We start from the raw sequence: 22,864 nt of genomic DNA, 5'->3' as shown, positions 1-22,864 counted from the left end.
ACCATTGGCGGCGGTCGGAAACGTCATTGTGAGGCGGGTCGGCCGGGGCTGCAAGTGCATCCGGTGGACCGGGTGATCGTCACCGAGACCGATCACGACTTCGTGGATCTGAAGGTGAAGCAGACCCGGGTCCGTCGCGCGGTCAGCCGTGTGGCGGCGGGTCTGGCGGTGGCTGCGGCCTGCAAACGGCGGACGACACCGAGGCGACGGTCGAGGAGGTCACGCCGCACCACTCGACAGAGGTCACGTACGACCTGACGATCGACGAGTTGCACACGTACTACGTATTGGCCGGAGACACGCCGATACTGGTCCACAATTGCGGCAACGGAGACGGGCCGGGACACCTCGTCGGCGAGGGTGACGATCCGCTGGTGCCGCAACTCGTCGAAGACATCAATTCCCGGTACCCGGGACACGTGCGAGCGCAAGGAATAGTGGGTTGGATCGGTTGTGAGGAGGTTGATCGTGCGGCCGACCATCGTGCTGCTGAGCAATCCGGTCATGCGGAAGGAGATCGAGGCCCGATTGCGTGGCTCGGGTACTTACGAGGAACGTGAAGTGTTCGACCGTCTCGAGGTGGGGAACTGCTGGTTCGGCATCGACCTCTCCGGAGACGTCATGCACGACTACGACGAGGGTGAGCAGGCTGATCTCGTCGAGCGCCTTGGGCAGATCGAGCCGATTCTCGTCGAGTACTCGAGCATCGCGTGTGTCCGGCCTCTGCTTCAAGCTGTCTTGGACGGGCTCCACGGGTTGCTCGACACAAATTTCGGTGAACTACTCGAGTATGAAGAAGTCCTGGCGAATTCGCTCGCGAACCGGACTGGAACTGGGGTTCGCCGGGTGGGGGGACCGGGTCGATGTAACGACCGGCGGCACCCCGGTGACAGGTTCCGGCGGCCCGGTTTGTCGGACAGGCTGCCGAAGAACAGCGCCCCGACCACTTCGCCGGCCAGGTAGATCGTCGCCGGCAGGCCGACCGCCGTCGACGACATATGCAGTGTCGCGGGCTTGGCCAGCGTGTCGGCGACCGCGCTGGCCACGGTGATTTCGAGGCCGTCGAGGATCCAGGCCACGCCGACGGCGACGACCATCCGGGTGTGGAACCGGGACCAGGGGGAGCCGGTCGGTGCGGGCCGGGATCAGCGTCCGCACCCTGGACCGCGCCGGTGTTGCCGCCATGACGACCTCTCGAGAGCCGACCGCCTCGCGTGACTTCCCCCGGCATCGCCCGGGAAACACCCCAAGCCCGGCCTAAACCGGGGAGCCCGCTGGAGCGTGCGTAGCCCCGGGGGATCGCACGGTGAAAGGGAAACCGGTGAGAAAACGGATATTTGCCATCGTTCTGAGCACGGTGGCGGGCGCGGTGGTGTGGACCGGCCCGGCCGAGGCCACGACCGGCACGACCGCGGCGCTGCAGGCGACGTACGGGGCGGTGGTGGTCGAGCCCCAGGACCCGAACCGGCAGTACCGGGCCATGCCGTCGCTGCAGTACGTCACCTGGACCGACGCGGCGGGGGTGACCCGTCACCGGTTCGTCCGCAGCTTCCAGGTCAGCGCCGACGGCGATCCCGCCGTCAAGCTGCGCATCGAATACCAGGACGACGCCGGCAAGTGGCAGGCGGCGCTCGACGCCCGCACCGGCGGGCCGCTGCTGAACTCCGCGGACGCGCAGTTCGCCAAGGTCGGCAACGTCTTCACCGCCACCAACGGCGACCTCGTCGCGGTCGAGGAGCTGGGCCGGGTCGACGCGACCGGGAAGCGGTACGCGGTCCGGTGGACCTCGGCCGATGGCGGGGCCAGCTGGCGCCCGAGCCGCGCCGATCTCGACTTCACCGGCGGCACCATCAGCTCCGGCACCGGGCGGCTCTTCCAGGGCGTGCTCACCCTGCCCGACGGCAGCCAGGTCGTGCCGTTCTATGCGGCGCACCAGAGCACCCTCTCGGCGGCGTACCTGCTGTCGGGCAACCACGACGGCACGGCGTGGAAGCGGGCGTCGACGGTCTTCCTGTCCGGCACCTACAACTACACGGAGGCCGCCGTCACCCGGCGCGCCGACGGCCGCCTGCTCATGGTGACCCGGCTCGACGAGATGTCCGGTGGGCTCGCCTACAGCCGGCTGCTCGGCCGGGTCACCACCGGTCCGGTGAACTCCGCCACCGACCTCGCCGCGGCCACCTGGGGCGCCGCGTACGCGCTGAAGGTGCCCGGTGCCGCGGACGAAACGGCCGTACGGGGCGTGAACCCGGTGCTGCACACCATGGACCAGGGCGTGCTGATGCTCGTGTTCGGGCGGCCGCGCAACAAGATCACGTTCAGCTACGACGGCGGCACGACGTGGACCACGGTCCACAGCTTCTACGACAACCTGCCCACCGGCTGCTCCGGTGGCTACGGCGTGCACCCGTGCGACACGCTGGGGTCCAGCGGCTACCAGGGCGTGGCGGTCACCGGGCCGCGCACCGCGAAGGTGATGGGGGACAACTGCCAGTCGGGCTGGGGCTGCGCGGGCGCCTACACCTACCCGCACACCACCGACGACCGGCTGTGGAGCGCGACGGTCACGCTTTCCTGACCGGCGGACCGCACGCGCGCGCCACCGGATATCCATGGTGGATGGTGGCGCGCGGGTGCCGGTCCTCAGCGCTTGAGCTTCGCGTACACGATGACGTTGTCGAGGTAGTTGCGGTTGGCCGGCGAATTCTCCGAAGTGGAGGACCGAACAAGACCGGCAGGTCAACGACTCCGGACGCTCCGAGGCAACGTGCGCGGTGACGACGTCCGCGAGGCCGATCGGAACCGGCTTCTCCCGCGTGACGCACGTCGGTCTGGTCATCTCGCACGGCACGATGATCAATGCGCCGGACTTCGATGAGCCGGTGCGCGTCGACCCGATCGCCAAGGGAATTGTTGGTGCCGCCCGACCCGCGTCTTGAATTATGGCTGAGCGCCGTGCCGGTCGAGGTACTCGATCAGGTTCTCCGGCTCGTAGTCGGCCATGGCGTCCAGACGCGCCAGTGCGGCGTCCGAGACTAGTTCGGTGGCCGGAGCGAGCATACCGATCGAACGGGGCGACAAAGCGTACGATTGACGTGATGCGCTTTGGGAGGCATGCAAGGTGCCGAGCAGGTCGGCCTCAATGGGACTATCCCGGAATGCGAGCCCTCGTTCGGCTGCCTTGGTCATCATCCAGTGCAGGCTGATTCCGGCCAAGCCGTTGTCGGCGAAGCCGCCGCCGATGTCGGTGTGCGAACCGGGAAACCACATCTGCTCCACACCTGGCCTCTCTCGCCACAGCGTCGGCGAGTAGTTGCCCCGTCGCTCGTCGATCGCGAGTGCCTGAACGGCGGCTTCCACGATCCGGCTCAGCGCCGTGTCGTGGAACATCAACCGGCGCCAGCGCGGGTCACGCAGGCGCAGCCGACTGGCCGGGATCCCCAGTGGGCCGACTGTCTCCCATACGCCCACGAACTTCACATTGGTCTCGAACGCGTACGAGTGCCGGAAGTCGATGGCGGTGAAGCTCCGCGGAGTGGTGTGGAATGACCGGGCTCGGTAAAGCGCATAGGCCTCGTCGAGGCGATCGGCGTGTTCTCGGCGGAGAATTCCGGCTGCCAGAATCATGCCCACCATGGTTCGTGCCACGTAGGCACCGCGGCTGAAACCGAAGAAGTACAGCTGGTCACCGGGTCGAAAGTTCTGCATCAGGAGCCGGTAGGTGTCGAGTACGTCGAGTTCCACCGCAGCTCGGCTGTCGGACGTTCGGCAACGTTGGTGGACGGTGAGCTGCATGGCGCCATCCGAAGACGTGCCCGCGACCGCTCGGGCGATCCTGGCTACGTTGGTTTGCCCTTGATCTTCCCAGGAGCCGTCGCAGCAAACGACAAGGTTCCTGGGGCCGGTTCGCCAGGCGGTGAACCTCGAACGCTTTGGGGATTCGGATGGCTGTTCGGATACCGCCGCAGCCTGATCGGCGTCGAAAGGCTGTGGCAACTTCGCCCGCCACAGCGTGGCGGATTCCAAGTTCGCGTCCAGCAAGTTCGCCGAGCCGAGGTCGGCGTTCGACAACGTTGCTTGGTAGAGGTTGGCTCCCTCCAGATCGGCGTAGCGCAGGTCTGCGCGGTCGAAATCGGCGCCAATCAGATTGCCTCCTGGCAGGGCGGCCGCCCAGAGCTTGGCGCTGATGAGAGTCGCTGCCTGCAGGTTTGCCGAGCGGGCTTGAATGTGCTCAAGGTCGGCGCGTGTCAGGACGGCGTCGGGCAAGCGTGCGCTGCTCAGGTCGGCGCGCCGCAAGTTGGCGTCGGTGAGATCGCTGCGGTCGAGGCGCGCGTTGTCGAGCCGGGTGCCGGAGAGGTCGGCGGATCTGAGACTGGTGTCCCTGAGGTCTGCTGCCGTGAGGTTCGCTCCCCGCAGGTCGGCGTGATCGAGGCAGGCCCCGCGTAGGTCTGCGCCATTCAGGTCCGCGCCGCCGAGGTCGGCGCGGACCAGGTACAGGTCACGCAGGCCGGGCACGTGTCCGTGCTGGATGCCGCGCTGGCACAGGACGGTGAGCGCAGCCTGGATGTCGGGGCCGGGGTGGTCGGGGAGATCGGGCTGGTACGCAGCTGTGGGGCCGCGTTGTGGCTTGCGCGGCGCGCGGTGGCGGACGAATGAGGCGAGGACTTCGAGGATGGCCACACGATCGTCGCGGGACTCGCGGACCAGGGCTTCGAGCGAGCGGATCGCACCGACTCGCACGTAGAGCTCAGTGCCGCCGAGCTGAGTGAGCGCGGTGGTCACCTGGCCTGCGGTCTGGCCGCGCCTCGCCAGCCGGTAGTTGAATGCAGTGAAGAGCAGGCCTGCGGCTACGGCGAGGGCAGCACCGGCTGACGTGACCGTCACCCGCGCGTTCTGCTCGGCTGCGAGTTGCGCCTCGACGGTCGGTTGGGTGCCGGCCAGCAGTGCCGGGGCGAAGCGGATCGCCAGCAGGTAGCTGACGGCGCCGACCCCGAGCAGCGTCCCGATCAATGCGCGCCGGGCGCTTCGCGAACGGGAGACAACCCTTCGATCCTGGTCTCGATTGCCTCGCACGGCCCCTCTTCGCATGACGTGGTGATGACGACCGGCACCTGCAAGCGTGGTCATGATGCCCGGTGGGCCCACGAATTGGCCAGCCGGCGCGCGGTCGGCTAGTTCGGCTGCTCGGAAGAAGCCCGCGGAGTGAATGATCCGCCTTGATGCTGACCCATGTCTCCATTTTCAGCGGAGCAAGCTTGCGAAGGGACACCTGATGGCACTGAACGAACTCACCGAGACCAGCGCGCGGTGGGTGCGGTCGACTGGCCGGTCGCGACGCGGACCTTGCGGCCGCCGATGCGGCGTCCGGCGCCGATGAACCGGGCGAGTTCGTCGCGCAGGGCGGCGGCGTTGTCGTCGGAAAGGTCGATCTCGTAGGTCGCGCCATCCAGACCGAACTGCACAGTCAGGACTACGGCAAGATCAATCCGAGCCTGCCGTACTGGGGCGGCCCAGCCGACATCAACACCATCGGCGCCCAGCCCGGCGACCGCGTCTACAGCTACGGCAATTCCAGTCTCCGCATGGGCATCTCCGAGCTTTCCCCGCAGACCGGTCAGATCACGCAGAGCCAGTCCGCCGACGGCTGGACCCACGCCCTGGCCGCCCCCACACCCGGCGTCCCCGGCGACAGCGGCAGCGCCTTTCTCGATCCTGCCGGGAACGCCCTCGGTATCCTGTCGACACTGGGCCTGTCCCTGCTCGTCCTCGGCACCGAGCCGTTCACCCCGGGACGCTGAAGCTACCGGCCGGGGGCGACCAGGGCCGTGAAGAGCCGGGGGAGGACGTCGGTCAGGTACCGGCTGTCGGCCTTGTCGGGGAGTTCGTCGAGGATCGCGCGTTCGAGCATGGTCTCGTAGAGGGCCACGATCGTGACGACGGCGCTGCGTGGATTGACGGCCAGCCGCATGTCGAGCCGGCCGAGCAGGTTCTGCAGGATTTCCGCGAGCGCGTCGTGGAAGCGGCGTTCGGCGGCCGCGGTCGGTTCGCGCAGTTCCGGCTGCCGCATGGCCTGGGCGCGGAATTCGGCGTTGAGCAGGTACCACGTCTCGTCGGCGGCGAGGGACTCCATGAACAGCAGGCCGGCTTGCTGCAGCACCTCGTCGACGGAACCGGGTGCGGCCTCGACTGCCTCTTCGACGGCGACGCGCAACCGCTCGGCGCGCTCCTGCATCTCCACCTCGTAGATCGCCAGGAACAGCTCTTCCTTGCTGGCGAAGTTGGAGTAGAAGGCACCGCGGGTGAAGCCGGCGCGGTCGCAGATCAGCTCGACCGGGGCGTCGCGGATGCCCAGCTCGGTGAACACCTCGTAGGCCGCCGCCATGACCCGCCGCCGCGTCTCCGCGCGGCGCCGGGTCATGCCCTTCGGGGTGCCGAGACCCGCGCTGGTGGTCGCCATGTCGCTCACCCTACTTTCCCCGTCTCACCCGGTGGAGTGACGGGATCCGCTCCGCATCGGATACATCCTGTATTACGATACATGACGTATCCAACGTGGTCAGGAGTCCTCGTGTCGTCGCTCCTCTACCGGCTGGGCCGCGCCGCCGCCCGTGCCCGGGTGCTCGTGCTGGCGCTGTGGGTGGTGGTACTGGCGGCGGCCGGCGGGGCGGCGCTGCTGTTCGACCACGGCACCGACGACGCGTTCGCCATCCCCGGGTCGGAGTCGCAGGACGCGCTGGATCACCTCGGCCGGGTTTTCCCCGAGGTGAGCGGCACGTCGGCCCAGCTGGTCCTGCTCGTCCCGGACGGCGCGAAGGCGGACACCCCGGGCAACCGCGCCGCGGTGTCCGAGGCCGTGACCCGGATCGGGAAGCTCGACCAGGTCGCCACCGTGGTGAACCCGTTCGACGAGAACGTCCACGGCGCGGTGTCGGGTGACGGCCGGGCCGCGCTGATCGCCGTGCCGTTGAAGGTGCAGCTCGCTCAGGTTGACCCGGCCACCAAGACGCAGCTCTCCGCGATCGCCGACGACCTCGGGAAGCAGACCGGCGCGAAGGTGTACACCGGCGGTGACGCGTTCTCCAACCGGGTGCCGAAGCTCAGCCCGACCGAGGGCATCGGCCTGCTCATCGCGCTGCTGGTGCTGGTGTTGATGTTCCGCTCGCTGATCGCCGCGGTCATGCCGCTGGTCACGGCGATCCTCGGCGTCGGCGTCGCCATCGGGCTGATCTTCCTCGCCACCCTGGTCACGCCGATCTCCTCCACCGCGCCGATGCTGGCGGTGATGATCGGGCTCGCGGTCGGCATCGACTACGCCCTGTTCCTGCTGTCCCGGCACCGCGACCAGCTCGCCGAGGGCCTCGACGTCGAGGAGTCGATCGCGCGGGCCACCGCCACCGCCGGGTCGGCGGTCATCTTCGCCGGTCTCACCGTCGTCATCGCCCTGCTCGGCCTGGCCGTGGCGGGGATTCCGTTCCTGACCACCATGGGCGTCGCCGCCGCGGTCGCTGTGGCCCTGGCGGTCGCGATCGCCGTCACGCTGGTGCCGGCGCTGATGTCCTTCGCGGGCCGGCGGTTGCGGCCGCGTACCTCGAAACCGAAGCGGACCAAGCGCCGCCGGAAGCCGCAGGTCGCGCGCTGGTGGGTGCGCACCGCGACGAAGGCGCCCTTGGTCACCGTGCTGGTCGTGGTCGCCGGCCTGGCCGTCTGCGCGATTCCCGGGACGTCGTTGCGGCTGGCGTTGCCGGACAACGGCACCGAGGAGCACGGCAGCCCGGCCCGCGACACCTACGAGGTCGTCAGCGAGCACTTCGGCCCCGGCTACAACGGCCCGCTGATCGTCACCGCCGACATCATCACCAGCACCGACCCGATCGGCCTGGTGAACAAGATCGCCGACGAGATCCGCGGCGTCCCCGGGGTCGCCTCGGTTCCCCTGGCCACCCCGAATCCCAAGGGCGACACCGGCATCATCCAGGTCATCCCGACCACCGCCCCGGACTCCGCGCAGACCGACGACCTCGTCTCCCGACTACGCGGCCTGGAGCCGCACTTCCGTGACGTCTATGGGACGCAGACCGCGGTCACCGGCATCACCGCCGTCGGCATCGACGTCTCCACCCAGCTCGGCAGCGCCCTGCTCCCGTTCGGCATCCTCGTCGTCGGGCTCTCGCTGATTCTGCTCGCGATGGTGTTCCGCTCGATCTGGGTGCCGATCAAGGCCACCGCGGGTTACCTGCTTTCGGTCGCCGCGGCGTTCGGCGCGACGTCCTTCGTGTTCGTCCAAGGCCACCTCGCGGACGTCCTCAACGTGACGCACACCGGCAGTGTGATCAGCTTCCTGCCGATCATCCTCATGGGTGTCCTCTTCGGACTCGCCATGGACTACGAGGTCTTCCTCGTCTCGCGCATCCGCGAGGACTACGTGCACCACGGCGATCCGCACCACGCGATCGAGTCCGGGTTCATCTCCGCCTCGCGCGTGGTGGTAGCGGCGGCGGTGATCATGTTCGCGGTGTTCGCCGCGTTCGTCCCCGAAGGCAGCGCCACCATCAAACCGATCGCCTTCAGCCTCGCCGTCGGCGTCTTCATCGACGCCTTCATCGTCCGCATGACCTTGGTGCCCGCGGTGCTGGCGCTGCTGGGCCGCCGCGCCTGGGGGCTGCCGCCGAAGCTCGACCGGACGCTGCCGGTCTTCGACGCCGAAGGCGACGCCCTCGTCCACGAACTCCGGCTCGCCGGCTGGCCCGGCACCGACGAGGCGATCAGCGCCCGCGACCTGCGCATGGAGGACGACCGCGGCCGTCCGGTGTACCGCGACGTCGACCTGCGCGTGCCCCGCGGCGGCGTGCTGGTGCTGCACGGCACGGGGGCCTGCGGCAAGACCGCGCTGGCGTACACGCTCGCCGGCCGGGTCACCAAGTTCACCGGCGACCTCAAGGTGCTCGGCCGGGTGCTGCCCCAGCACACCCACGCCCTGCGCCGGGACGTCGCCGTCATCCCGTGCCGGGGCACGAACGACCCGGCACGGCAGATCGCCCGCGACGGCGACGCCGGGCTCGTCGTGGTCGACGACGTCGACCTCGTGCTGCGCGCGGACCTTCGCGACCACGTCCGCCGGCTCTTCGCCGAGCGGGGCACCACGACGTTCGTGCTGACCTGCCAGGACCCCGAGCGCATCGCGGACCTGCTGCCCGCCGCCGCGCACCTGCACGCCCTCACCGCCGTCCAGCCCGCCGAGGTCTTCTGATGCTCAAGCCCTTCGCCAACTCCGCCCGCGCCCTCGCCACGGGCCCGCTGACCTGGCGCACCTGGACCGGCCTGATCGCCGTCCCACTCATCATCATGGGCCTGCTCACCTGGGCGTTCTGGGCACCGGACACCAACCACGGCACCGCCAAGGCCGCCGTGGTCAACAACGACGAACCCGTCCAGGTCAACGGCCGGACCATCCCGCTCGGCCGCCAGCTCGCGGGATACCTCACCCACGGCGAAGATTCCGCCTACACCTGGGTCCTCACCGACGCACGGGATGCCGCCGCGGGCCTCGCCGACGGCAGCTACGCCGCCACGGTGACCATCCCGAAGGACTTCTCCGCCCGCGCCACCTCGGCCGCCACCGGCAAACCCCTCGAAGCACGGCAGGCCCAGGTACAGGTGCAGACGTCCGATGCCGCCGGCGTCAGCGATCCCGGCCTGGCCGACCACATCGCCCAAGCCGCGCAACGGACGTTGAACCAGCAGGTCGTGCAGACCTATTTGGACAACGTCTACATCGGATTCACGACGCTGCACCAGAAAGTCGGCCAAGCCGCCGACGGTGCGACCCAGCTGGCCGACGGAACCCGTCGGCTGGACGACGCCGCCGGACAGCTGCGCACCGGCGCCGACCAGCTCGCCGCCGGAACCGCCCAGCTCGCCACCGGCTCCGGCAAGCTCGCTTCCGGGCTCACCCAAGCCGAGCGCGACACCGCCCAGCTGCCCGCCTTGACGCGGCAGCTGGCCGACGGCGCCGACCAGGTCGCCGACGGCAACGAACAACTCGCCGCCGTCGTCGTCCCGCTGGCCAACCGGATCATCGCCGCCATCGACGCCCTCCCCTCGGCAAGCGGCGCCGCCCAGCAGTTCCGGCAGCTCGCCGACGAATGCACCGGCCCCCCGGCGTTCTGCGCCGAACTCCGGCAGGCCGCGGACCGGTTCACCACCGACGCGGGCAAGATCGACGGGGTCAAGGCCACCGTCCGCGCCAACGTCGTCAAGACGCGTGACTCCATCCAGGCCCTGGCGACCGGAGCCCGCAAGGTCGCCGACGGCAACGCCCAGCTCGCCACGAAGTCCAAGGAGCTGGCCGCCGGAATCGCGTCCGCCGCCGGCGGCGCGAGGCAGCTCGACAACGGCGTCCGGCAAGCCAACTCCGGCGCGCAGAAGCTCGCTTCCGGAGCCGGACAGCTGACGGACGGGACCAAGAAAGCCGCCGACGGCGCCGGGGAACTCGCCGGCCAGCTGAACCAGGGCCGCGACCAAGTGCCGTCCTACACCGACGCCGAACGCGCCCACCTCAAGACCGTCGCCGCCGACCCGAGCACCGCCACGACCGACGGCACCCCGATCGGCACCCTGGCCCTGACGCTGTTCGCCGCGCTCGCCCTCTGGGCGCTGGCCCTGGCGACCTACATCGTCACCCGCGCCGTCCCGGACGCCGTCCTGACCGCCCGCGAACCCACCTGGCGGATCATCCTCCGCGCCGCCATCCCCGGCGCGACCGCGGCCGCCCTCGCGGCGCTCGCCATCACCGCGATCGCCGTCCCCGTCCTGAAACTCGGCGTCGCCGGCACCATCGGCTTCCTGCTGATCGCGCTGCTCGCCGCGTCCGCGTTCGTCGCCCTCAACCAGGCCGCCACGGCGATCTTCGGCCGCGCCGGCCGGATCGCCTCCTTAGCCGTACTGGTCCTCGCGGGCGCGACCGGCGTCGTCTCGACCCTCCCCAAACCGCTCTACGCACTCGCCGACTACCTCCCGACCCACGGCGCCGTCCTGGCCCTGCGCGCCGCGGCAACCGACGGCACCGGCCTCACCACCGGCATCGCCCAGCTCGCCGCCTGGCTGATCGTCGGCACCCTCGTCTCGATCCTGATCACCGACCGCCGCCGCTACCTGTCCGCCAAGAGCATCCGGCTCCGCCACGCACACCCGCTCGCGACCGTCTGACCGAGAAAGGATCGCTCCGATGAGCCGTGCCCAGCGCATCGACACCCATCAGCATCTCGTACCACCGCACTACGCGAACTGGTTGAACGACAAGGGCATCCGGGTCGGGGGCATCGACCTGCCGTCGTGGTCGCCCTCGGCCGCGCTGAAGTTCATGGACGGTCACGGGATCCGCACCGGAATCCTGTCGCTGTCCACGCCGGGGGTCTACTTCGGCGACGTCGCCGAGGCACGCCGTTGGGCCCGAGACGTCAATGAGTACACCGCTTCCGTGGTCGCGGATCGCCCGGACCGCTTCGGGTTCTTCGCGACGCTGACGCTGCCCGACGTCGACGGCGCACTCGCCGAAGCCGAGTACGCGCTCGACACACTGCGCGCCGACGGCATCGTGCTGTTGGCCAACAACGACGGCCGCTACCTCGGCGACCCCGGCTTCGCCCCGCTGCTGCAGTTCCTGCACGACCGGCAGGTCGCGGTGTTCATCCACCCCGGGGAGCTGCCCGGCCCGGCTGTACCCGGCATCCCGACGTTCACCGCGGACTTCCTGCTCGACACCACCCGCACGGCGATCAGCCTCATCCTGTCCGGCGCGATGGCGAAATACCCCGGGATCAAGTTCATCCTCGCCCACGCCGGCGGGTTCGTGCCCTACATCTCCTACCGCATCCTGCTCACGATGTTGAGCACCAAGAACAAGGCGCAGCAGGCGTGGACACTGCTCGACCAGAAGCACCAGGTGCCCAAGCAGCTCGCGGTGCTGCGCCAGTTCTACTACGACATCGCGCTGTCGGCATCACCCGCCGCCCTGCCGAGCCTCCTGGAAGTGGCCGACCCGGACCACATCACCTACGGCAGCGACTTCCCCTTCGCCCCACCGCCCGCGGTGTCGTTCCTGAACAAGCAGTTCGAGCGTTACCCGCTGGACGACAAACTGCGCGCGGCCATCGATCGCGGCAACTCGGAGAATTTGTTCCCGCGCCTCAAAAGCTGACCGGCAGGCTCCTCGCGACGACAAACCTGACGAAGACGGTCATCCTCTGGGACGTGACCGATCCCGCAGCCGCGCACGACCTCGGCGCCCCTGCACCGGTACCCACCCAGGCGAACCGTGAGTTTCGACAGCTCGGTGATCAGGTTCGGTTCGGGCAGGTAGCAGTGCCCGTTGTCGGAAGCCTGCGACAGCGTGTACTGCAAGCCGGCCTTGATGCGCTCGGGGCTGTCGTGGGGGATGCCGCGACCGACAACGTGGCGATCACCCTCGACATCACTCCCGGCGTCCACCACGTCTTCCAAGCCGTCGCCACCCTCCTCGACGAGGCAGACGCCGCCCTGCGGCGAGCGTCCTCGTTCCTCTCCCGGCACCTCTCCGGCACCGCAGAGCTCGATCAGGTCTCGTAGCTCGGTGAGGGTCATCCGCCGTCGCCGGTGCCGGCGATCCGGTGACCGATCGTGGCCAGCTGCGTGACCTGTGCCTTGGTGAGCCGGTCGAACACCAGGCGTCGCACCTCGTCGACGTGTCCGGGTGCGCTTGCCACCACTTTTTCCCAGCCCGGCTCGGTCAGTGCCACCAGCACGCACCGGCCGTCCCCGGGATCGGTGTGGCGGCCGACCCAACCCCGCTTTTCCAACCGGCTGACTACCTGGGAGAGCCGAGGTAACGCCGCTCCCGCGGCGGCGGCGAGGTCACTCATCCGCATCGTGCGGTCCGGGGCGTCGGAGAGCCCGGACAGCACGATGTACTCGAAGTGCGTGATGCCCGACTCGCGCATGAGCTGCGAGTTCAGGGCGGGTAGCAGGCGTGTCAGCACGCTCGTCAGTGCGGTCCACGCCTGCTTCTCCTGCTGGTTCAGCCAGTTCGGTTCGGTGACCGCCATGTCTCCAGCCTACCCGACCTACTTCACGCGTGAATCAAAACTCCGCGGAATTACTTGCGCCATGAAGCGTTATCAGCCTACTTTGGTTCATGCGTGAAGTTTCTGATCGCACGACAACTGGAGAAACGACCATGCGCGCACTGCACGTCTCCGCTGCCGGTGAGCAGCCCGTCCTCGGTGACCTCCCGACCCCGGAGGCCGGCGAGGGCACTGTCCTGATTCGCGTCAAGGCGGCCGGGCTCAACCCGATCGACAACATCCTCGCCACCGGCGCCATGTCCGGCATGATCCCGCACGAGTACCCGCTCGTCGTGGGCCGCGATGCCGCTGGTGTCGTCGAGGCCGTCGGCGCCGGAGTCGACCACGTCAAGGTCGGCGACCACGTCTACGGCCACATCCTGCTGGCTCCGCCGATCCAGGCCGGCACGGTGGCCGAGTACGCCGTGCTGCCGGCCGCCGGTGTCGAGGTCGTGCCCGAGGGTTTGGACTTCGTCACCGCCGCGGCGCTCCCGCTCGCCTCCGCCGCGGCCGCGGCCGCCGTCGACGCCCTCGGCGACACGGCCGGCGCCGGGAACGTGGTCCTGGTCAACGGCGCGTCTGGCGGGGTGGGTTCCTATGTGGTGCAACTTCTCGCCGCCCGGCAGACCGAGGTCGTGGCCACCGGTACCGCTGCCGACTTCGAGCGGCTCCGCGAACTCGGAGCCGGAAAGACCGTCGACTTCACCGCCGGATCGGTGACAGACCAGGTCCTCGCCCACTACACCGACGGCGTCGACGCCCTGGTCAACCTCGCGGGCAACACCGCCGAGCAGATTCCCCTCGGCGCGGTGAAGAAGGGTGGCGTGGTCTCCTTCACCACGATGGGGCCCGACGAGGACACGCTCGCCGGCGCCGGTCTGCTCGGCCACAAGGTGATGGGCCACGCCACCCGCGAGGTCACCGCCCCGATCGCGGCGAAGGTGGCGGACGGCTCCATGCGGGTCAGTGTTGCCCAGGTCCTCGACCTCGACCACGCCGCCGAAGGACTCGCCACCCTTGCCACCGGCGGCGCCCGGGGCAAGATCGTGGTCGCCCTCTGACCCGCTCCGGATGGGGCCGGCGCGGACACGGTTCATGAGCGAGCAGGCTCCCGCCGGCCGCGGTCAGCGTCGCTGGACGCACCCGGGACCAGTTCGTGCACAACGTCGTGCCGTCCTGGTCCGCCGACTTCGACGCCCGGGCGGCGGACGCCCTTGCTCGAGCCGAGCCGTCGCAGCAGTTGAATGGGGTTTTCGATGAGGATCTACGCTCTGGAAGAGCACATGGCGACCACCGAGGTGGTGGAGGCGTGGCAGCGGCGGGATCCGGGGTTCAGTGAGCCGATGATGCGGTGGGCGGTCGCCGGCGACATCACGCCGGCGCTGCTGGATCTCGACCAGGGTCGGCTCGCCGCCATGGATGACGCTGGGATCGATGTGGCGGTGTTGTCCGTCTCGACGCCGGGTCTGCAGAACTTGTCCCCGGCCGAGGCGAGGGCGTTGCAGGAGCCCACGAACGACGCCATCGCCGCTGCCGTCGGGCGCCACCCCGAGCGGTTTCAGGGCTTCGCCACGCTCGCGACGCCCGCTCCGGCAACGGCCGCGGCCGAGCTGCGGCGCGCGGTCGTCGAGCTGGGGCTCAACGGGGCGATGGTCAACGCGCGTTCCGGTGATCGTGGTGTGGACGCGATCGAGTTCTGGGACATCTACGAGGCGGCCGCGCACCTGCGCGCGCCCATTTATCTCCACCCACGCGCTCCGCTGCCGGTGATCAACCAGACGTACTACGGCGGGTTCGACGGCTCCGTGAACGACTTGCTGGCGACCGGAGCCATCGGCTGGCACTACGACGCGGGGTTGACTCTCGTGCGGATGATCACGGCGGGGTTGTTCGACCGTTTCCCCGATCTCCAGGTGATCCTCGGCCACTGGGGCGAGGTCGTCCTGTTCTATCTCGACCGCATCGCCGTGCTGGACGGGGTCACTCGCCTCCAGCGCCCGGTCGCGGAGTACTTCCGTTCGAACGTCCACATCACACCCGGTGGCATCTCCAGTCACAAGTACCTGCGGTGGAGCATGGAGACCGTGGGGGCGGAGCGTGTCATGTACGCCTCCGACTACCCGTTCAACCGGGAGCGCGACGGCTCCGCGCGGCGCTTCCTCGAGACAGCGCCGATCAGCGCCACCGAACGCGAAGGCCTCGCCTACCGCAACTGGGAAAGGATCGTCGCGGGCATCCGACGCTGACACCCGGCGAGTTTCCATCCGCGTCTGAACGGCACGCCACGCCTACGCTGGCTGCGCCGCGTGGCTGTCGAGCAGTTTGGCCAGTAACGACTGGAGCTGCCGCTGCTCGGTCCGGTCGAGGCCGGCCAGGAGTTCGGCCTGGACGGTGTCGGCGTGCTGTTGGAGTTCTTCGAGGTACTGCCTTCCGGCGGCGGTGAGGGTGACGAGGTTGCGACGCCGGTTGCCGGGATCGGCCTGACGGTCGACCCGGCGTCCGCTTTCCAGCTGGGCGAGTATGCCGCTGACGTCGTTGCGGTCCAGGCCGAGGCGGCGGCCGATCTCGGCCTGGCTGAGCGCCCCGTACTCCTCCAGCGCGGCCAGCACGGCGAAATCGGCGCGGGCACCCAACGGCATGCGTTCCGCGGTCAGTCGGGCGCCCAGCGTGGCCACCTTGTTCGCCTGCCAGCTGACAAGCCCGTGCAGCCGGGCCGGGGGTTGCAATCCGTGATTCGTGACCACCATGTACTCACTCTAACCGTTGGTAGTCCCAACATGTGTTATGTTGGGACTACCAACGTTGGTTACCCCAACATTCATGGAGGAGCGGTCTCATGAACCACAGCACTGCACATCCCGATCTGTCCGGTCACCGCGTTGTCGTGCCCGGTGGCACAGGCGCTGTCGGCGAAGGTGTCGTCCGCGCTTACCTCACCGCCGGCGCGGACGTCGTGGTCCCGACCCGCACCCGGGAACGGGCCGACGAGTTCCGGCACGTGCTCGGCGACGCGGCCGACGATCGGCTGCACCTGGTGGTGCACGACTACACGACGTTCCCCGGAGCCGCGCAACTCGCCGACGAGATGGAGCGCAGGCTGGGCGGCGTCGACGATGTGGTAGCTCCGATCGGTGGCTGGTGGGCCAGCAAACCGCTCTGGGAGATCGACGAGAGCGATTGGCAGAGCGCCTTCGTCGGGCTCGCCTCCACACACATGGCCGTCCTGCGGGCCTTCCTGCCCAAGCTGAGCACCCGCGGCACCTACACGCTGATCGTCGGGACTTCCGCGCTCACGCCGGTTCCCGGCAGTGGCCTGGTCAGCATGGAGCAGGCCGCCCTGCTGATGATGCGACGAGTCGCCGAAGCCGAACTCACCGGTCCACAGCGGGCCCACGCCCTCGTCCTCGGCCCGGTCGGCACCCGCCTCACCGACACCGCGGCACCGGACTGGGTCAGCGCCGACCAGGTCGGCGCGATCGCTGTCGCCGCCTCGGCCTCCGAGGCGCGCAGCCAGGAGTTCCGGCTGGGCAACCGGGCCGAAGCGGATCAGGCACTCGCACACCTACAGGCCGGCCAGCCGGCCCCGACCGGCACGGTGGTTGCAGTGTCCACAATGGAGCCCAAGGACGGACGACGCGAGGACCTCGTCGCGCTGCTCGCCGAACTCGCTCCGCGGATCCGCGCCGAACCGGGATGCCTGCGGTACACGGTGCACCGCACCCACGGCGAGACGGACGGACCGTTGCTGGTGATCCAGGAGTTCACCTCGATCGAGGGGTTCAGGCAGCACAGCGCGACCGTGGCCAATCAGATCCCGCGGCTCGCCGCCCTCCTGGCGAAGCCCCCGGTGCCACCGGCCCTGTTCGAGCCGGTGCTCGATTAGGGACACCGGCGTGCGAAGCCCGGGCCGGAGCCGGCTCACGCTCGGCGGGTGCGCGGAATGTCCGGCGCAGTCGGTTGAACCTCCGGCGGCCAGGCCTCCACTCAGCGCTTCTGCGCACGGCCTGGGCCGGCCTTCGTATCGGTCGACGGCCTCCCTCCGTCCTCATTGGCCATCGCGTGGCGCGATGACCTGAACGCACGGCCCGCCGGCGAAGGCCGCCGGTCAGCCCGGTCCGTCGCCGGCGGCCGCCAGGAGCGGCACGACCAGGTCGCTGATCGGAGTGGGAATGCCGCGGGACCGGCCACGTCGCAGCACGACCCCGTTCCGGCTGTCCCATTCCAGGGGCCGGTCCGCCTCTCGGTCGGTGAGGATCGAGGTGCTCAGGTCGGGCGGGAACCCGCGGAACTCGTCGACGATCGCCTGCGGGACCTCGTCGCCCAGCGACGCGCCCTCCGCACGGGCGACCTCGAGGCACTCCCGCCGGTAGGCCAGGGCCAGTTCGGCGACATCGCTTCGCGCGAACATGCCGGCTCGGCGGCCGGTCGGCACCATCAGACCCGCGACCGCGTTCTGCAGCAGCTTCCGCCACGCGACGGTCGTGAAATCCCCGGCCACGTCGACCGCGCACCGGGTGCCGCGCAGCGCCGCGAGCACCACGCCGCTCGCCGGCGTGTCCGGCAGGGTCAGGCGGGCTTCGCCGCGGAGCCCCACCGAACCGTCCGGCTCGCGCTGGGCGGGAAACCACACCACCGAGGGCAGCAGCGGCCCGCCGGACGAGTACGGCGCGAAAAGCTCTTCCTGTTCGACGCCGTTCTGCAACACGCAGACAACGGTTTCCGGGCCGCACAGGGCGGAAAGCCACGGCGCCGCCGACTCCACCTGTGTCGACTTGACGGCGACGAAAACCAGGTCGACGGTGTTCCCGATCTCGGCCGGACCAGTCCGCACAGGCCCTGGCACGACGACGGCACCACCGTCATCGTCGCGCAGCTCCAGGTGCGGGTTTCCCGGCCGTCATCGGGCCGACGCCACCGTCGGCAGGACCTTCGGTGCCTCGTGCTTTGCCGAGCCGTGCCGGCGGCCGATGGCGATGTCGGGCCCGGCGAGGTCTATTGTGGACTGAGTCATTCCCGTTCCTTCTGCTTCAGGGCTGAGCGCGGCGGACCAGAGGGGCGCGCACGTTCGGGGCGTTCTCGAGCGTGAACGCGATCTCGGTCGGGAGGTAGCGGTCGTCGTTGTGCTCGATGATGACGCCCTGCGGGTTCCGCGCACTTCGCCGTTGCCGCAGCAGCGGAGTGCCTTCGGGCACCTCAAGCTGCGCCGCGTCGGTCCCATCGGCCGCCACGGCGTCGATGACGTGGGACGCGGCGGCGAACTCCACGCCACGGCTCTGCAGGTCCAGCAGGCGCAGCCGCAGCCCTGCACCACCAGCGCACCCTCCTCGACGTGCAGGGCGGCGGCCGCCGCGGGATCCGCCGGCCGCAGCGCCAGCTCCAGCGTCCGCCGGCCGGGAGTGCGGCCGAGGGATTGGGTTCGGTGTTGGGCAGCGGCCCGTCGTGCAGCCGCTTCCCGTCGGGGTCGAGACCGACCACGTGGTGGGCTTCCTTACCGACGTCCAGGCCGAGGAACACGCTGTAAGTGCTGCTCATGCACCATGCCGTTCGGTCGCCGCGATGTGGTCACCGATCAGGCATCGAGCGCCGGCACTCACGTTACGACGAGACCTACCTTGCGGAGGCCGTGTCCCTATCAGTCATGCCGGGCCTGGTGACCACAGCTCCCTGATCAGGAGCTACGAAAGCGGTAGCGTGGCTCCTCGACCTCGCGCCCGGCGGCCGGCTCGCCGAGAACCACGTGGTGACCGCCGACGATCTCGCCGCGGCCGAGAAGCGCCAGGGAACGCGAGTCGAGTCCGGCGGCGCCCTCGTCGTGCGCGCGGGCTGGGCCGCCGCCGACGATCCCTTCGGCCCCTGCCGACCACCTCGCGCAGCGCCGTCGAATGGATGGCCGAACACGAGGTGTGCCTCTACGCCGGAGACCTCGGCGACTCGCTCAACTGGGGATGCCCCTGATCGACTGCCTCAACGTCGCCGAGCCGGCACGGGGCCTGCGCCGAAACCGGGCGGTACGGCTTCCTGTTCACGCTGGGCGCGTTTCCCGTGCGTGGCGCCACCGGGCTCCCGGTCGATCCACTCGCGATCTTCTGAGCTCAGCCGCCGGCCACGAGCCCGTCGAGCATGATCTCGATGATCGGTTCGAGGTAGTCCGGCGTGCCGGGGATCTTCGCGATGGCGACGATCATGTCGAAGACCTGCTCGAGCGTGACGTCGTCGCGGACTTCACCGGCGCGCTGTGCTGCGGTGAGCAGTGGGCGGCCGGCGTCGAGCGCCTGCTCGCGCCGGCTGGCCGGGCCGTCCCCGTCGGTGTGCTCCAGCAGTTCGGAGACGATGAGGCGTTTGTGGGAGATGAAGTCGAACTGCAGGCGCAGCCAGGTGTTGAGCGCCGCTGCGGGCGTCTGCCCGTCTTCGATCACCGCGGCTTCGCAGATGGCGTCGACCTCGTCGGCGTAGAGGGCTTCGAGTAGTTCCCGTCGTCCGGGGAAGTTGCGGTAGAGCGTGGCCATGCCGACGCCCGCGCGCCGGGCGACCTCGGCCATGGAGATGCCGGTGTCGCCATCGGCGAAAGCCGCGCGGGCCGCGGCCAGGATCTTGTCGCGGTTGCGCTCGGCGGCCGCCCGCCGGGTCGGGAAGGCCGGCTTGTTTGGAGTCATCGCTCTGCTCCGATCCCTGTCGCCGCACGCTCGGCGCCCGTCCGCACGAGGCGCCACTGTAGTGGACAGCCTATCCGGTATTGCCGTACCGTTGCCGGAGAGGCTATCCGCCATTATCTCCGGCGGGCCTCGGCGGACATCCGGACAGTGCGGAGGAGCTTCTCCATGCCTCGAGAACGTCTATCAGGGACGCCGGCCGCGCAGGAGGTCGCCAAACCCGGCGTGCCCCTGGCCTTCGTCGCCGTGATCTCTTGCGTCGCGCAGTTCATGGTGGTGCTCGACTCGAGCATCGTGAACGTGGCACTGCCGTCGATGAAGGCCGGACTCGGCCTGTCGGTCACCGCGCAGCAGTGGGTGGTGAACGGCTATCTGATCGCGTTCGGCGGCCTGCTCCTGCTGGCCGCGCGCGCCGGCGATCTGTTCGGCCGCCGCCGCGTCTTCCTGATCGGCTTGGTCGTCTTCACGGCGGCCAGTCTCGTCGGCGGCCTGGCCACCCGGGGATGGACGCTGCTGGCGGCGCGCGTGGTCCAGGGGCTGGGCGCCGCCGCCCTCGCCCCGGCCAGCCTGAGTCTGATCACGGCCAGCCACACCGAACCGGCTCAGCGCACCCGTGCCATGACGTGGTGGGGGGTCGCCGCCTCCAGCGCCGGTGCGGCCGGCATCGTGCTCGGCGGCCTGCTGACCGCCTCGCTGAGCTGGCGCTGGGTGATGCTCGTCAACGTGCCCATCGGCGGCTGCCTGCTCGCGGCCGGTTTGCTCGGTTTGCGGCCCTCGGTGTCCACCGCGACCCGTGCCCGGATGGATGTCCCGGGTGCCGTGACGATCACCCTGGCCGCGGCTGCGATCGTTTATGGCGTATCGGTCGCCCCGGACCACGGCTGGACATCCGGCCAGGTCCTCGTCCTGCTGGCCGGCGGAGTCGTGCTGCTCGCCGCGTTCGTTGCGATCGAACGCCGCGCCGGCGAGCCGCTCATCCCGCCGGACGTCTTCCGACTCCACAACGTGCGCGTCGGCAACGTGCTCACGTTGTGCATGGGTGTGGTGATCACCGCACCGCTGTTCTTCCTCTCGCTGTACCTGCAGCAGGTGCTCGGCGAGAGCGCGTTGAGGACCGGGCTGTCGCTGCTGCCGATGGTGTCCGTCATCAGCATCGGTGTCCTCGCCTCCCAGAAGCTGATCCCCGTGATCGGCCCGCGCCCCATGGTCATCGCCGGCTGCCTGGTCGCCGCCGCAGGACTGGTGTGGGTGGCGCGGCTACCCGCGCACACCGGCTATGTCGGCGACGTTCTGCTCCCCACCATGGTCATCGGTGCCGGCACGAGCCTGACGATGATGCCGGCGATCGTCGCCGCCACGACCGGGGTCGCCCCGCGCGACGCCGGCGTCGCGTCCGGTCTGCTGAACATGTGCCGTCAGCTCGGCGCGGCCCTCGGTCTGGCCGCACTGGTCACCGTCGCCTCCACCGTGACCCACCACGGCGCGGCGGCAGGCTCCGCAGCTGTCGTCGACGGCTATCGCGTCGCGTTCTACGGCATCGCCGCGATGAGTCTCGTCACGGCCCTTCTTTCGCTGCTGCTCCAAGGGAAAGACGCATGATGGTGCACACCGAGCACGGTCTGGTCCGGGGACTGGATCGCCCCGGATACCGGGAATTCCTGGGCATCCCCTACGCCGCCGCCCCTTACCCGGAGCACGCGTTCGACCCGCCTCGCCCGCTCGCAGCGTGGGACGGCGTCTTCGAGGCCACCGCCCCCGGCGCGACGGCAGCACACCCCCGCGCCGCCCGGGAACTTTTTCCCGATCCCGTCGTCGAGGGCCCAAACCCCCTCAACCTGAACGTCTACGCGCCCGCAGACCCCGATGGCCCGCACCCGGTCCTGGTGTGGCTGCCCGGCGGCGGATTCTTCAGCGGAGGCAACGCCAGCCCGTGGTACACCGGCGCGTCCTTCGCACGCGACGGCATCGTGCTCGTCGTGCCCAACTACCGCCTTGCCGCCGAAGGGTTCATGCTCCTCGACGACGATGTGGCCAACCGGGCCCTGCTCGACATCACCATGGCGCTGCGCTGGGTTCGCGACAACATCGAAGCCTTCGGGGGCGACCCGGCCAACGTCACCATCGCCGGACAGTCCGCCGGGGCCGCTGCCACCCTTGCCCTCACCGGCTGCCCCGGCGCACGGGGGCTGTTCCACCGCCTGGCCGCGATGAGTGCCGGCACCCCACTGCTCTCCTCGCTCACCCGGGCACAGCAGCTGTCCGAGGATTTCGCCGCGCTGCTCGGCACGGCCCGCACGCGCACTGCGCTCGCCGGCGCACCGGTTCGGAAACGCCTGCAGCTGGAGGCCGCATGGCTGCCACACGAAGTCCGGACACCCCCGGCCGACGTCGATGCCCGGGCCCGGCGGGTACGGCGGGATTCCCTGCGCTGGCAGCCCACTTTGGACGGAACCGTCGTGTCCGCTTCGCCGTACGACGCGCTCGCCGAGGGAACCCTGGACGCGCTCATGATCGGCACCACGGCCGAAGAGTGGAACTTCATGCTCGGCCCGCTGAATCCCGCCCCTTCCACCGAGGCCTGCCGACAAGGGTTCGCCAACCTCGGGCTCACCGGCCAGGACCTGGTGGAGTATCTGCGCGTCCTGGCGACGGACAATCCGGGGCACGCTCTCGCGCAGGCGCTGACCGACAGCAACTTCCGCGGCCCTGCGCGCGACATCGCCGACAGTGCCGCGAAGGCCGGAATTCCCACCTATGCTTACCAATTCGTCTGGCCCGCGCCCGGGTTCGGTGCCGCTCACTGTGCCGATCTCCCGTTCGTCTTCGACCATCTCGACGCTCCCGGCGCGGCCGGTCTGCTGGGACCCGACGCGCCGGCTCGGCTGGCGACCGCTCTGCACGACGCACTCGTGCGCTTCGTGCGCGACGGCAGACCCGGATGGAGTACCTATGACGCCGAAACCCGTCCGGTCATGGTGTTCGACGAAAAGACCCGGGAAATCCCCGACGCCTTCACCCTGCCACCCGACCGATTGCGGCGGGCACGCTGAGGAACCGTCGCGCCGCGCCGCCGGCCGCGGAGCGGCGCGGCGCACCCGGATGCCCGGCAGCTCGTCC

At 69.6% G+C, this 22,864-nt stretch carries 21 protein-coding genes and 2 pseudogenes; 14 read left to right on the top strand and 9 right to left on the bottom strand.

Features of this window, described 5'->3' with window-relative positions; all coding sequences use genetic code 11:
* Nucleotides 1–269 precede the first annotated feature (269 nt).
* From ABFJ78_RS24515 to ABFJ78_RS24500, 4 genes are all read left to right on the top strand, one after another.
* Nucleotides 270–560: a hypothetical protein gene (locus tag ABFJ78_RS24515; RefSeq protein WP_436388686.1), complete on the top strand. Its 291-nt coding sequence runs from the start codon at nt 270–272 to the stop codon at nt 558–560.
* Nucleotides 469–963 carry a hypothetical protein gene (locus ABFJ78_RS24510; RefSeq protein ID WP_436389031.1) on the top strand — a complete coding sequence of 165 codons (495 nt, stop codon included), beginning with the start codon at nt 469–471 and terminating at the stop codon, nt 961–963. Before ABFJ78_RS24515 ends, ABFJ78_RS24510 begins: the two co-directional genes overlap by 92 nt.
* Before the next feature lie 394 nt (nt 964–1,357).
* Complete coding sequence (locus ABFJ78_RS24505) at nt 1,358–2,578, top strand: sialidase family protein (RefSeq protein WP_436388685.1); 1,221 nt, start codon at nt 1,358–1,360, stop codon at nt 2,576–2,578.
* Between the two features lie 196 nt (nt 2,579–2,774).
* Complete coding sequence (locus ABFJ78_RS24500; RefSeq protein ID WP_436388684.1) at nt 2,775–2,939, top strand: hypothetical protein; 165 nt, start codon at nt 2,775–2,777, stop codon at nt 2,937–2,939.
* A gap of 1 nt (nt 2,940) precedes the next feature.
* Here the strand turns inward: ABFJ78_RS24500 and ABFJ78_RS24495 are convergent, their stop codons facing one another.
* Together ABFJ78_RS24495 and ABFJ78_RS24490 are read right to left on the bottom strand one after the other, a co-directional pair.
* Nucleotides 2,941–5,010 (bottom strand): phospholipase effector Tle1 domain-containing protein, encoded by a 2,070-nt coding sequence (locus tag ABFJ78_RS24495; RefSeq protein ID WP_436388683.1) that lies wholly within the window; start codon nt 5,008–5,010, stop codon nt 2,941–2,943.
* A 302-nt stretch (nt 5,011–5,312) separates the two neighbouring features.
* Nucleotides 5,313–5,486, bottom strand: a pseudogene (locus ABFJ78_RS24490) (Lsr2 dimerization domain-containing protein); the annotation flags it as partial.
* A 96-nt stretch (nt 5,487–5,582) separates the two neighbouring features.
* On the opposite strand from ABFJ78_RS24490, the gene ABFJ78_RS24485 reads away from it, so the two are divergent.
* The gene (locus ABFJ78_RS24485) at nt 5,583–5,798 is read left to right on the top strand and encodes a hypothetical protein (RefSeq protein ID WP_436389030.1); all 216 of its coding nucleotides are present in this window, start codon (nt 5,583–5,585) and stop codon (nt 5,796–5,798) included.
* 2 nt (nt 5,799–5,800) lie between these two features.
* Here the strand turns inward: ABFJ78_RS24485 and ABFJ78_RS24480 are convergent, their stop codons facing one another.
* Complete coding sequence (locus ABFJ78_RS24480) at nt 5,801–6,457, bottom strand: TetR/AcrR family transcriptional regulator (protein ID WP_436388682.1); 657 nt, start codon at nt 6,455–6,457, stop codon at nt 5,801–5,803.
* An 81-nt stretch (nt 6,458–6,538) separates the two neighbouring features.
* On the opposite strand from ABFJ78_RS24480, the gene ABFJ78_RS24475 reads away from it, so the two are divergent.
* The 3 genes from ABFJ78_RS24475 to ABFJ78_RS24465 are packed head-to-tail and all read left to right on the top strand — an operon-like array spanning nt 6,539 to nt 12,196.
* Nucleotides 6,539–9,247: an MMPL family transporter gene (locus ABFJ78_RS24475; RefSeq protein WP_436388681.1), complete on the top strand. Its 2,709-nt coding sequence runs from the start codon at nt 6,539–6,541 to the stop codon at nt 9,245–9,247.
* On the top strand, nt 9,247–11,205 hold the full coding sequence (locus ABFJ78_RS24470; protein WP_436388680.1) for a YhgE/Pip family protein: 1,959 nt from the start codon (nt 9,247–9,249) through the stop codon (nt 11,203–11,205). The genes ABFJ78_RS24475 and ABFJ78_RS24470 overlap by 1 nt, the downstream gene beginning before the upstream one ends.
* A gap of 19 nt (nt 11,206–11,224) precedes the next feature.
* Entirely contained in the window at nt 11,225–12,196 is a 972-nt protein-coding gene (locus ABFJ78_RS24465; RefSeq protein ID WP_436388679.1) for an amidohydrolase family protein, read from the top strand.
* Here ABFJ78_RS24465 and ABFJ78_RS24460 read toward each other — a convergent pair.
* On the bottom strand, nt 12,118–12,618 hold the full coding sequence (locus ABFJ78_RS24460) for a helix-hairpin-helix domain-containing protein (protein WP_436388678.1): 501 nt from the start codon (nt 12,616–12,618) through the stop codon (nt 12,118–12,120). The two genes, ABFJ78_RS24465 and ABFJ78_RS24460, sit on opposite strands and share 79 nt — an antisense overlap.
* A complete protein-coding gene (locus ABFJ78_RS24455) occupies nt 12,615–13,079 on the bottom strand; it encodes a MarR family winged helix-turn-helix transcriptional regulator (protein WP_436388677.1) in 465 nt (154 codons plus the stop codon). Before ABFJ78_RS24455 ends, ABFJ78_RS24460 begins: the two co-directional genes overlap by 4 nt.
* A gap of 131 nt (nt 13,080–13,210) precedes the next feature.
* Here ABFJ78_RS24455 and ABFJ78_RS24450 point away from each other — a divergent pair, with 131 nt between their 5' ends.
* The gene (locus tag ABFJ78_RS24450; RefSeq protein WP_436388676.1) at nt 13,211–14,158 is read left to right on the top strand and encodes an NADP-dependent oxidoreductase; all 948 of its coding nucleotides are present in this window, start codon (nt 13,211–13,213) and stop codon (nt 14,156–14,158) included.
* 195 nt (nt 14,159–14,353) lie between these two features.
* A complete protein-coding gene (locus ABFJ78_RS24445; protein WP_436388675.1) occupies nt 14,354–15,343 on the top strand; it encodes an amidohydrolase family protein in 990 nt (329 codons plus the stop codon).
* A gap of 42 nt (nt 15,344–15,385) precedes the next feature.
* Here ABFJ78_RS24445 and ABFJ78_RS24440 read toward each other — a convergent pair whose 3' ends face one another.
* Nucleotides 15,386–15,844, bottom strand: a complete 459-nt coding sequence (locus ABFJ78_RS24440; RefSeq protein WP_436388674.1) for a MarR family winged helix-turn-helix transcriptional regulator — start codon at nt 15,842–15,844, stop codon at nt 15,386–15,388.
* 89 nt (nt 15,845–15,933) lie between these two features.
* On the opposite strand from ABFJ78_RS24440, the gene ABFJ78_RS24435 reads away from it, so the two are divergent.
* Nucleotides 15,934–16,980: an SDR family oxidoreductase gene (locus tag ABFJ78_RS24435; RefSeq protein WP_436388673.1), complete on the top strand. Its 1,047-nt coding sequence runs from the start codon at nt 15,934–15,936 to the stop codon at nt 16,978–16,980.
* Between the two features lie 222 nt (nt 16,981–17,202).
* On the opposite strand, the gene ABFJ78_RS24430 is transcribed toward ABFJ78_RS24435, so the two are convergent.
* Together ABFJ78_RS24430 and ABFJ78_RS24425 are read right to left on the bottom strand one after the other, a co-directional pair.
* A complete protein-coding gene (locus ABFJ78_RS24430; RefSeq protein WP_436389012.1) occupies nt 17,203–17,970 on the bottom strand; it encodes an oxidoreductase in 768 nt (255 codons plus the stop codon).
* Between the two features lie 154 nt (nt 17,971–18,124).
* On the bottom strand, nt 18,125–18,361 hold the full coding sequence (locus ABFJ78_RS24425) for a UTRA domain-containing protein (RefSeq protein ID WP_436388672.1): 237 nt from the start codon (nt 18,359–18,361) through the stop codon (nt 18,125–18,127).
* A 437-nt stretch (nt 18,362–18,798) separates the two neighbouring features.
* Here ABFJ78_RS24425 and ABFJ78_RS24420 point away from each other — a divergent pair.
* Nucleotides 18,799–19,221: pseudogene (locus ABFJ78_RS24420) on the top strand (cyclase family protein); the annotation flags it as partial.
* Here the strand turns inward: ABFJ78_RS24420 and ABFJ78_RS24415 are convergent.
* Nucleotides 19,190–19,750, bottom strand: a complete 561-nt coding sequence (locus tag ABFJ78_RS24415; RefSeq protein WP_436388671.1) for a TetR/AcrR family transcriptional regulator — start codon at nt 19,748–19,750, stop codon at nt 19,190–19,192. The pseudogene ABFJ78_RS24420 and the gene ABFJ78_RS24415 overlap by 32 nt on opposite strands.
* A 165-nt stretch (nt 19,751–19,915) precedes the next feature.
* Between ABFJ78_RS24415 and ABFJ78_RS24410 the strand changes: the two genes are divergently transcribed.
* Together ABFJ78_RS24410 and ABFJ78_RS24405 are read left to right on the top strand one after the other, a co-directional pair.
* Complete coding sequence (locus ABFJ78_RS24410) at nt 19,916–21,346, top strand: DHA2 family efflux MFS transporter permease subunit (RefSeq protein ID WP_436388670.1); 1,431 nt, start codon at nt 19,916–19,918, stop codon at nt 21,344–21,346.
* Nucleotides 21,343–22,797, top strand: coding sequence for a carboxylesterase/lipase family protein (locus ABFJ78_RS24405; protein ID WP_436388669.1), 1,455 nt, complete (start codon nt 21,343–21,345; stop codon nt 22,795–22,797). Before ABFJ78_RS24410 ends, ABFJ78_RS24405 begins: the two co-directional genes overlap by 4 nt.
* Nucleotides 22,798–22,864 lie beyond the last annotated feature (67 nt).

The organism is Amycolatopsis sp. MEPSY49 (genome assembly GCF_051337345.1).
Classification (GTDB): Bacteria; Actinomycetota; Actinomycetes; order Mycobacteriales; family Pseudonocardiaceae; genus Amycolatopsis.
The sequence above is the reverse complement of the archived record's forward strand: the minus strand, read 5'-3'. Positions and strand labels throughout refer to the sequence as shown.

Excerpts from the sequence above, each read along its gene's own strand:
- ABFJ78_RS24485 (WP_436389030.1), top strand. The coding sequence starts at position 5,583 with ATGGGCATCTCCGAGCTTTCCCCGCAGACCGGTCAGATCACGCAGAGC.
- ABFJ78_RS24480 (WP_436388682.1), bottom strand. The coding sequence starts at position 6,457 with ATGGCGACCACCAGCGCGGGTCTCGGCACCCCGAAGGGCATGACCCGG.
- ABFJ78_RS24475 (WP_436388681.1), top strand. The coding sequence starts at position 6,539 with ATGACGTATCCAACGTGGTCAGGAGTCCTCGTGTCGTCGCTCCTCTAC.
- ABFJ78_RS24470 (WP_436388680.1), top strand. The coding sequence starts at position 9,247 with ATGCTCAAGCCCTTCGCCAACTCCGCCCGCGCCCTCGCCACGGGCCCG.
- ABFJ78_RS24465 (WP_436388679.1), top strand. The coding sequence starts at position 11,225 with ATGAGCCGTGCCCAGCGCATCGACACCCATCAGCATCTCGTACCACCG.
- ABFJ78_RS24460 (WP_436388678.1), bottom strand. The coding sequence starts at position 12,618 with ATGACCCTCACCGAGCTACGAGACCTGATCGAGCTCTGCGGTGCCGGA.
- ABFJ78_RS24455 (WP_436388677.1), bottom strand. The coding sequence starts at position 13,079 with ATGGCGGTCACCGAACCGAACTGGCTGAACCAGCAGGAGAAGCAGGCG.
- ABFJ78_RS24450 (WP_436388676.1), top strand. The coding sequence starts at position 13,211 with ATGCGCGCACTGCACGTCTCCGCTGCCGGTGAGCAGCCCGTCCTCGGT.
- ABFJ78_RS24445 (WP_436388675.1), top strand. The coding sequence starts at position 14,354 with ATGAGGATCTACGCTCTGGAAGAGCACATGGCGACCACCGAGGTGGTG.
- ABFJ78_RS24440 (WP_436388674.1), bottom strand. The coding sequence starts at position 15,844 with ATGGTGGTCACGAATCACGGATTGCAACCCCCGGCCCGGCTGCACGGG.
- ABFJ78_RS24435 (WP_436388673.1), top strand. The coding sequence starts at position 15,934 with ATGAACCACAGCACTGCACATCCCGATCTGTCCGGTCACCGCGTTGTC.
- ABFJ78_RS24415 (WP_436388671.1), bottom strand. The coding sequence starts at position 19,750 with ATGACTCCAAACAAGCCGGCCTTCCCGACCCGGCGGGCGGCCGCCGAG.
- ABFJ78_RS24410 (WP_436388670.1), top strand. The coding sequence starts at position 19,916 with ATGCCTCGAGAACGTCTATCAGGGACGCCGGCCGCGCAGGAGGTCGCC.
- ABFJ78_RS24405 (WP_436388669.1), top strand. The coding sequence starts at position 21,343 with ATGATGGTGCACACCGAGCACGGTCTGGTCCGGGGACTGGATCGCCCC.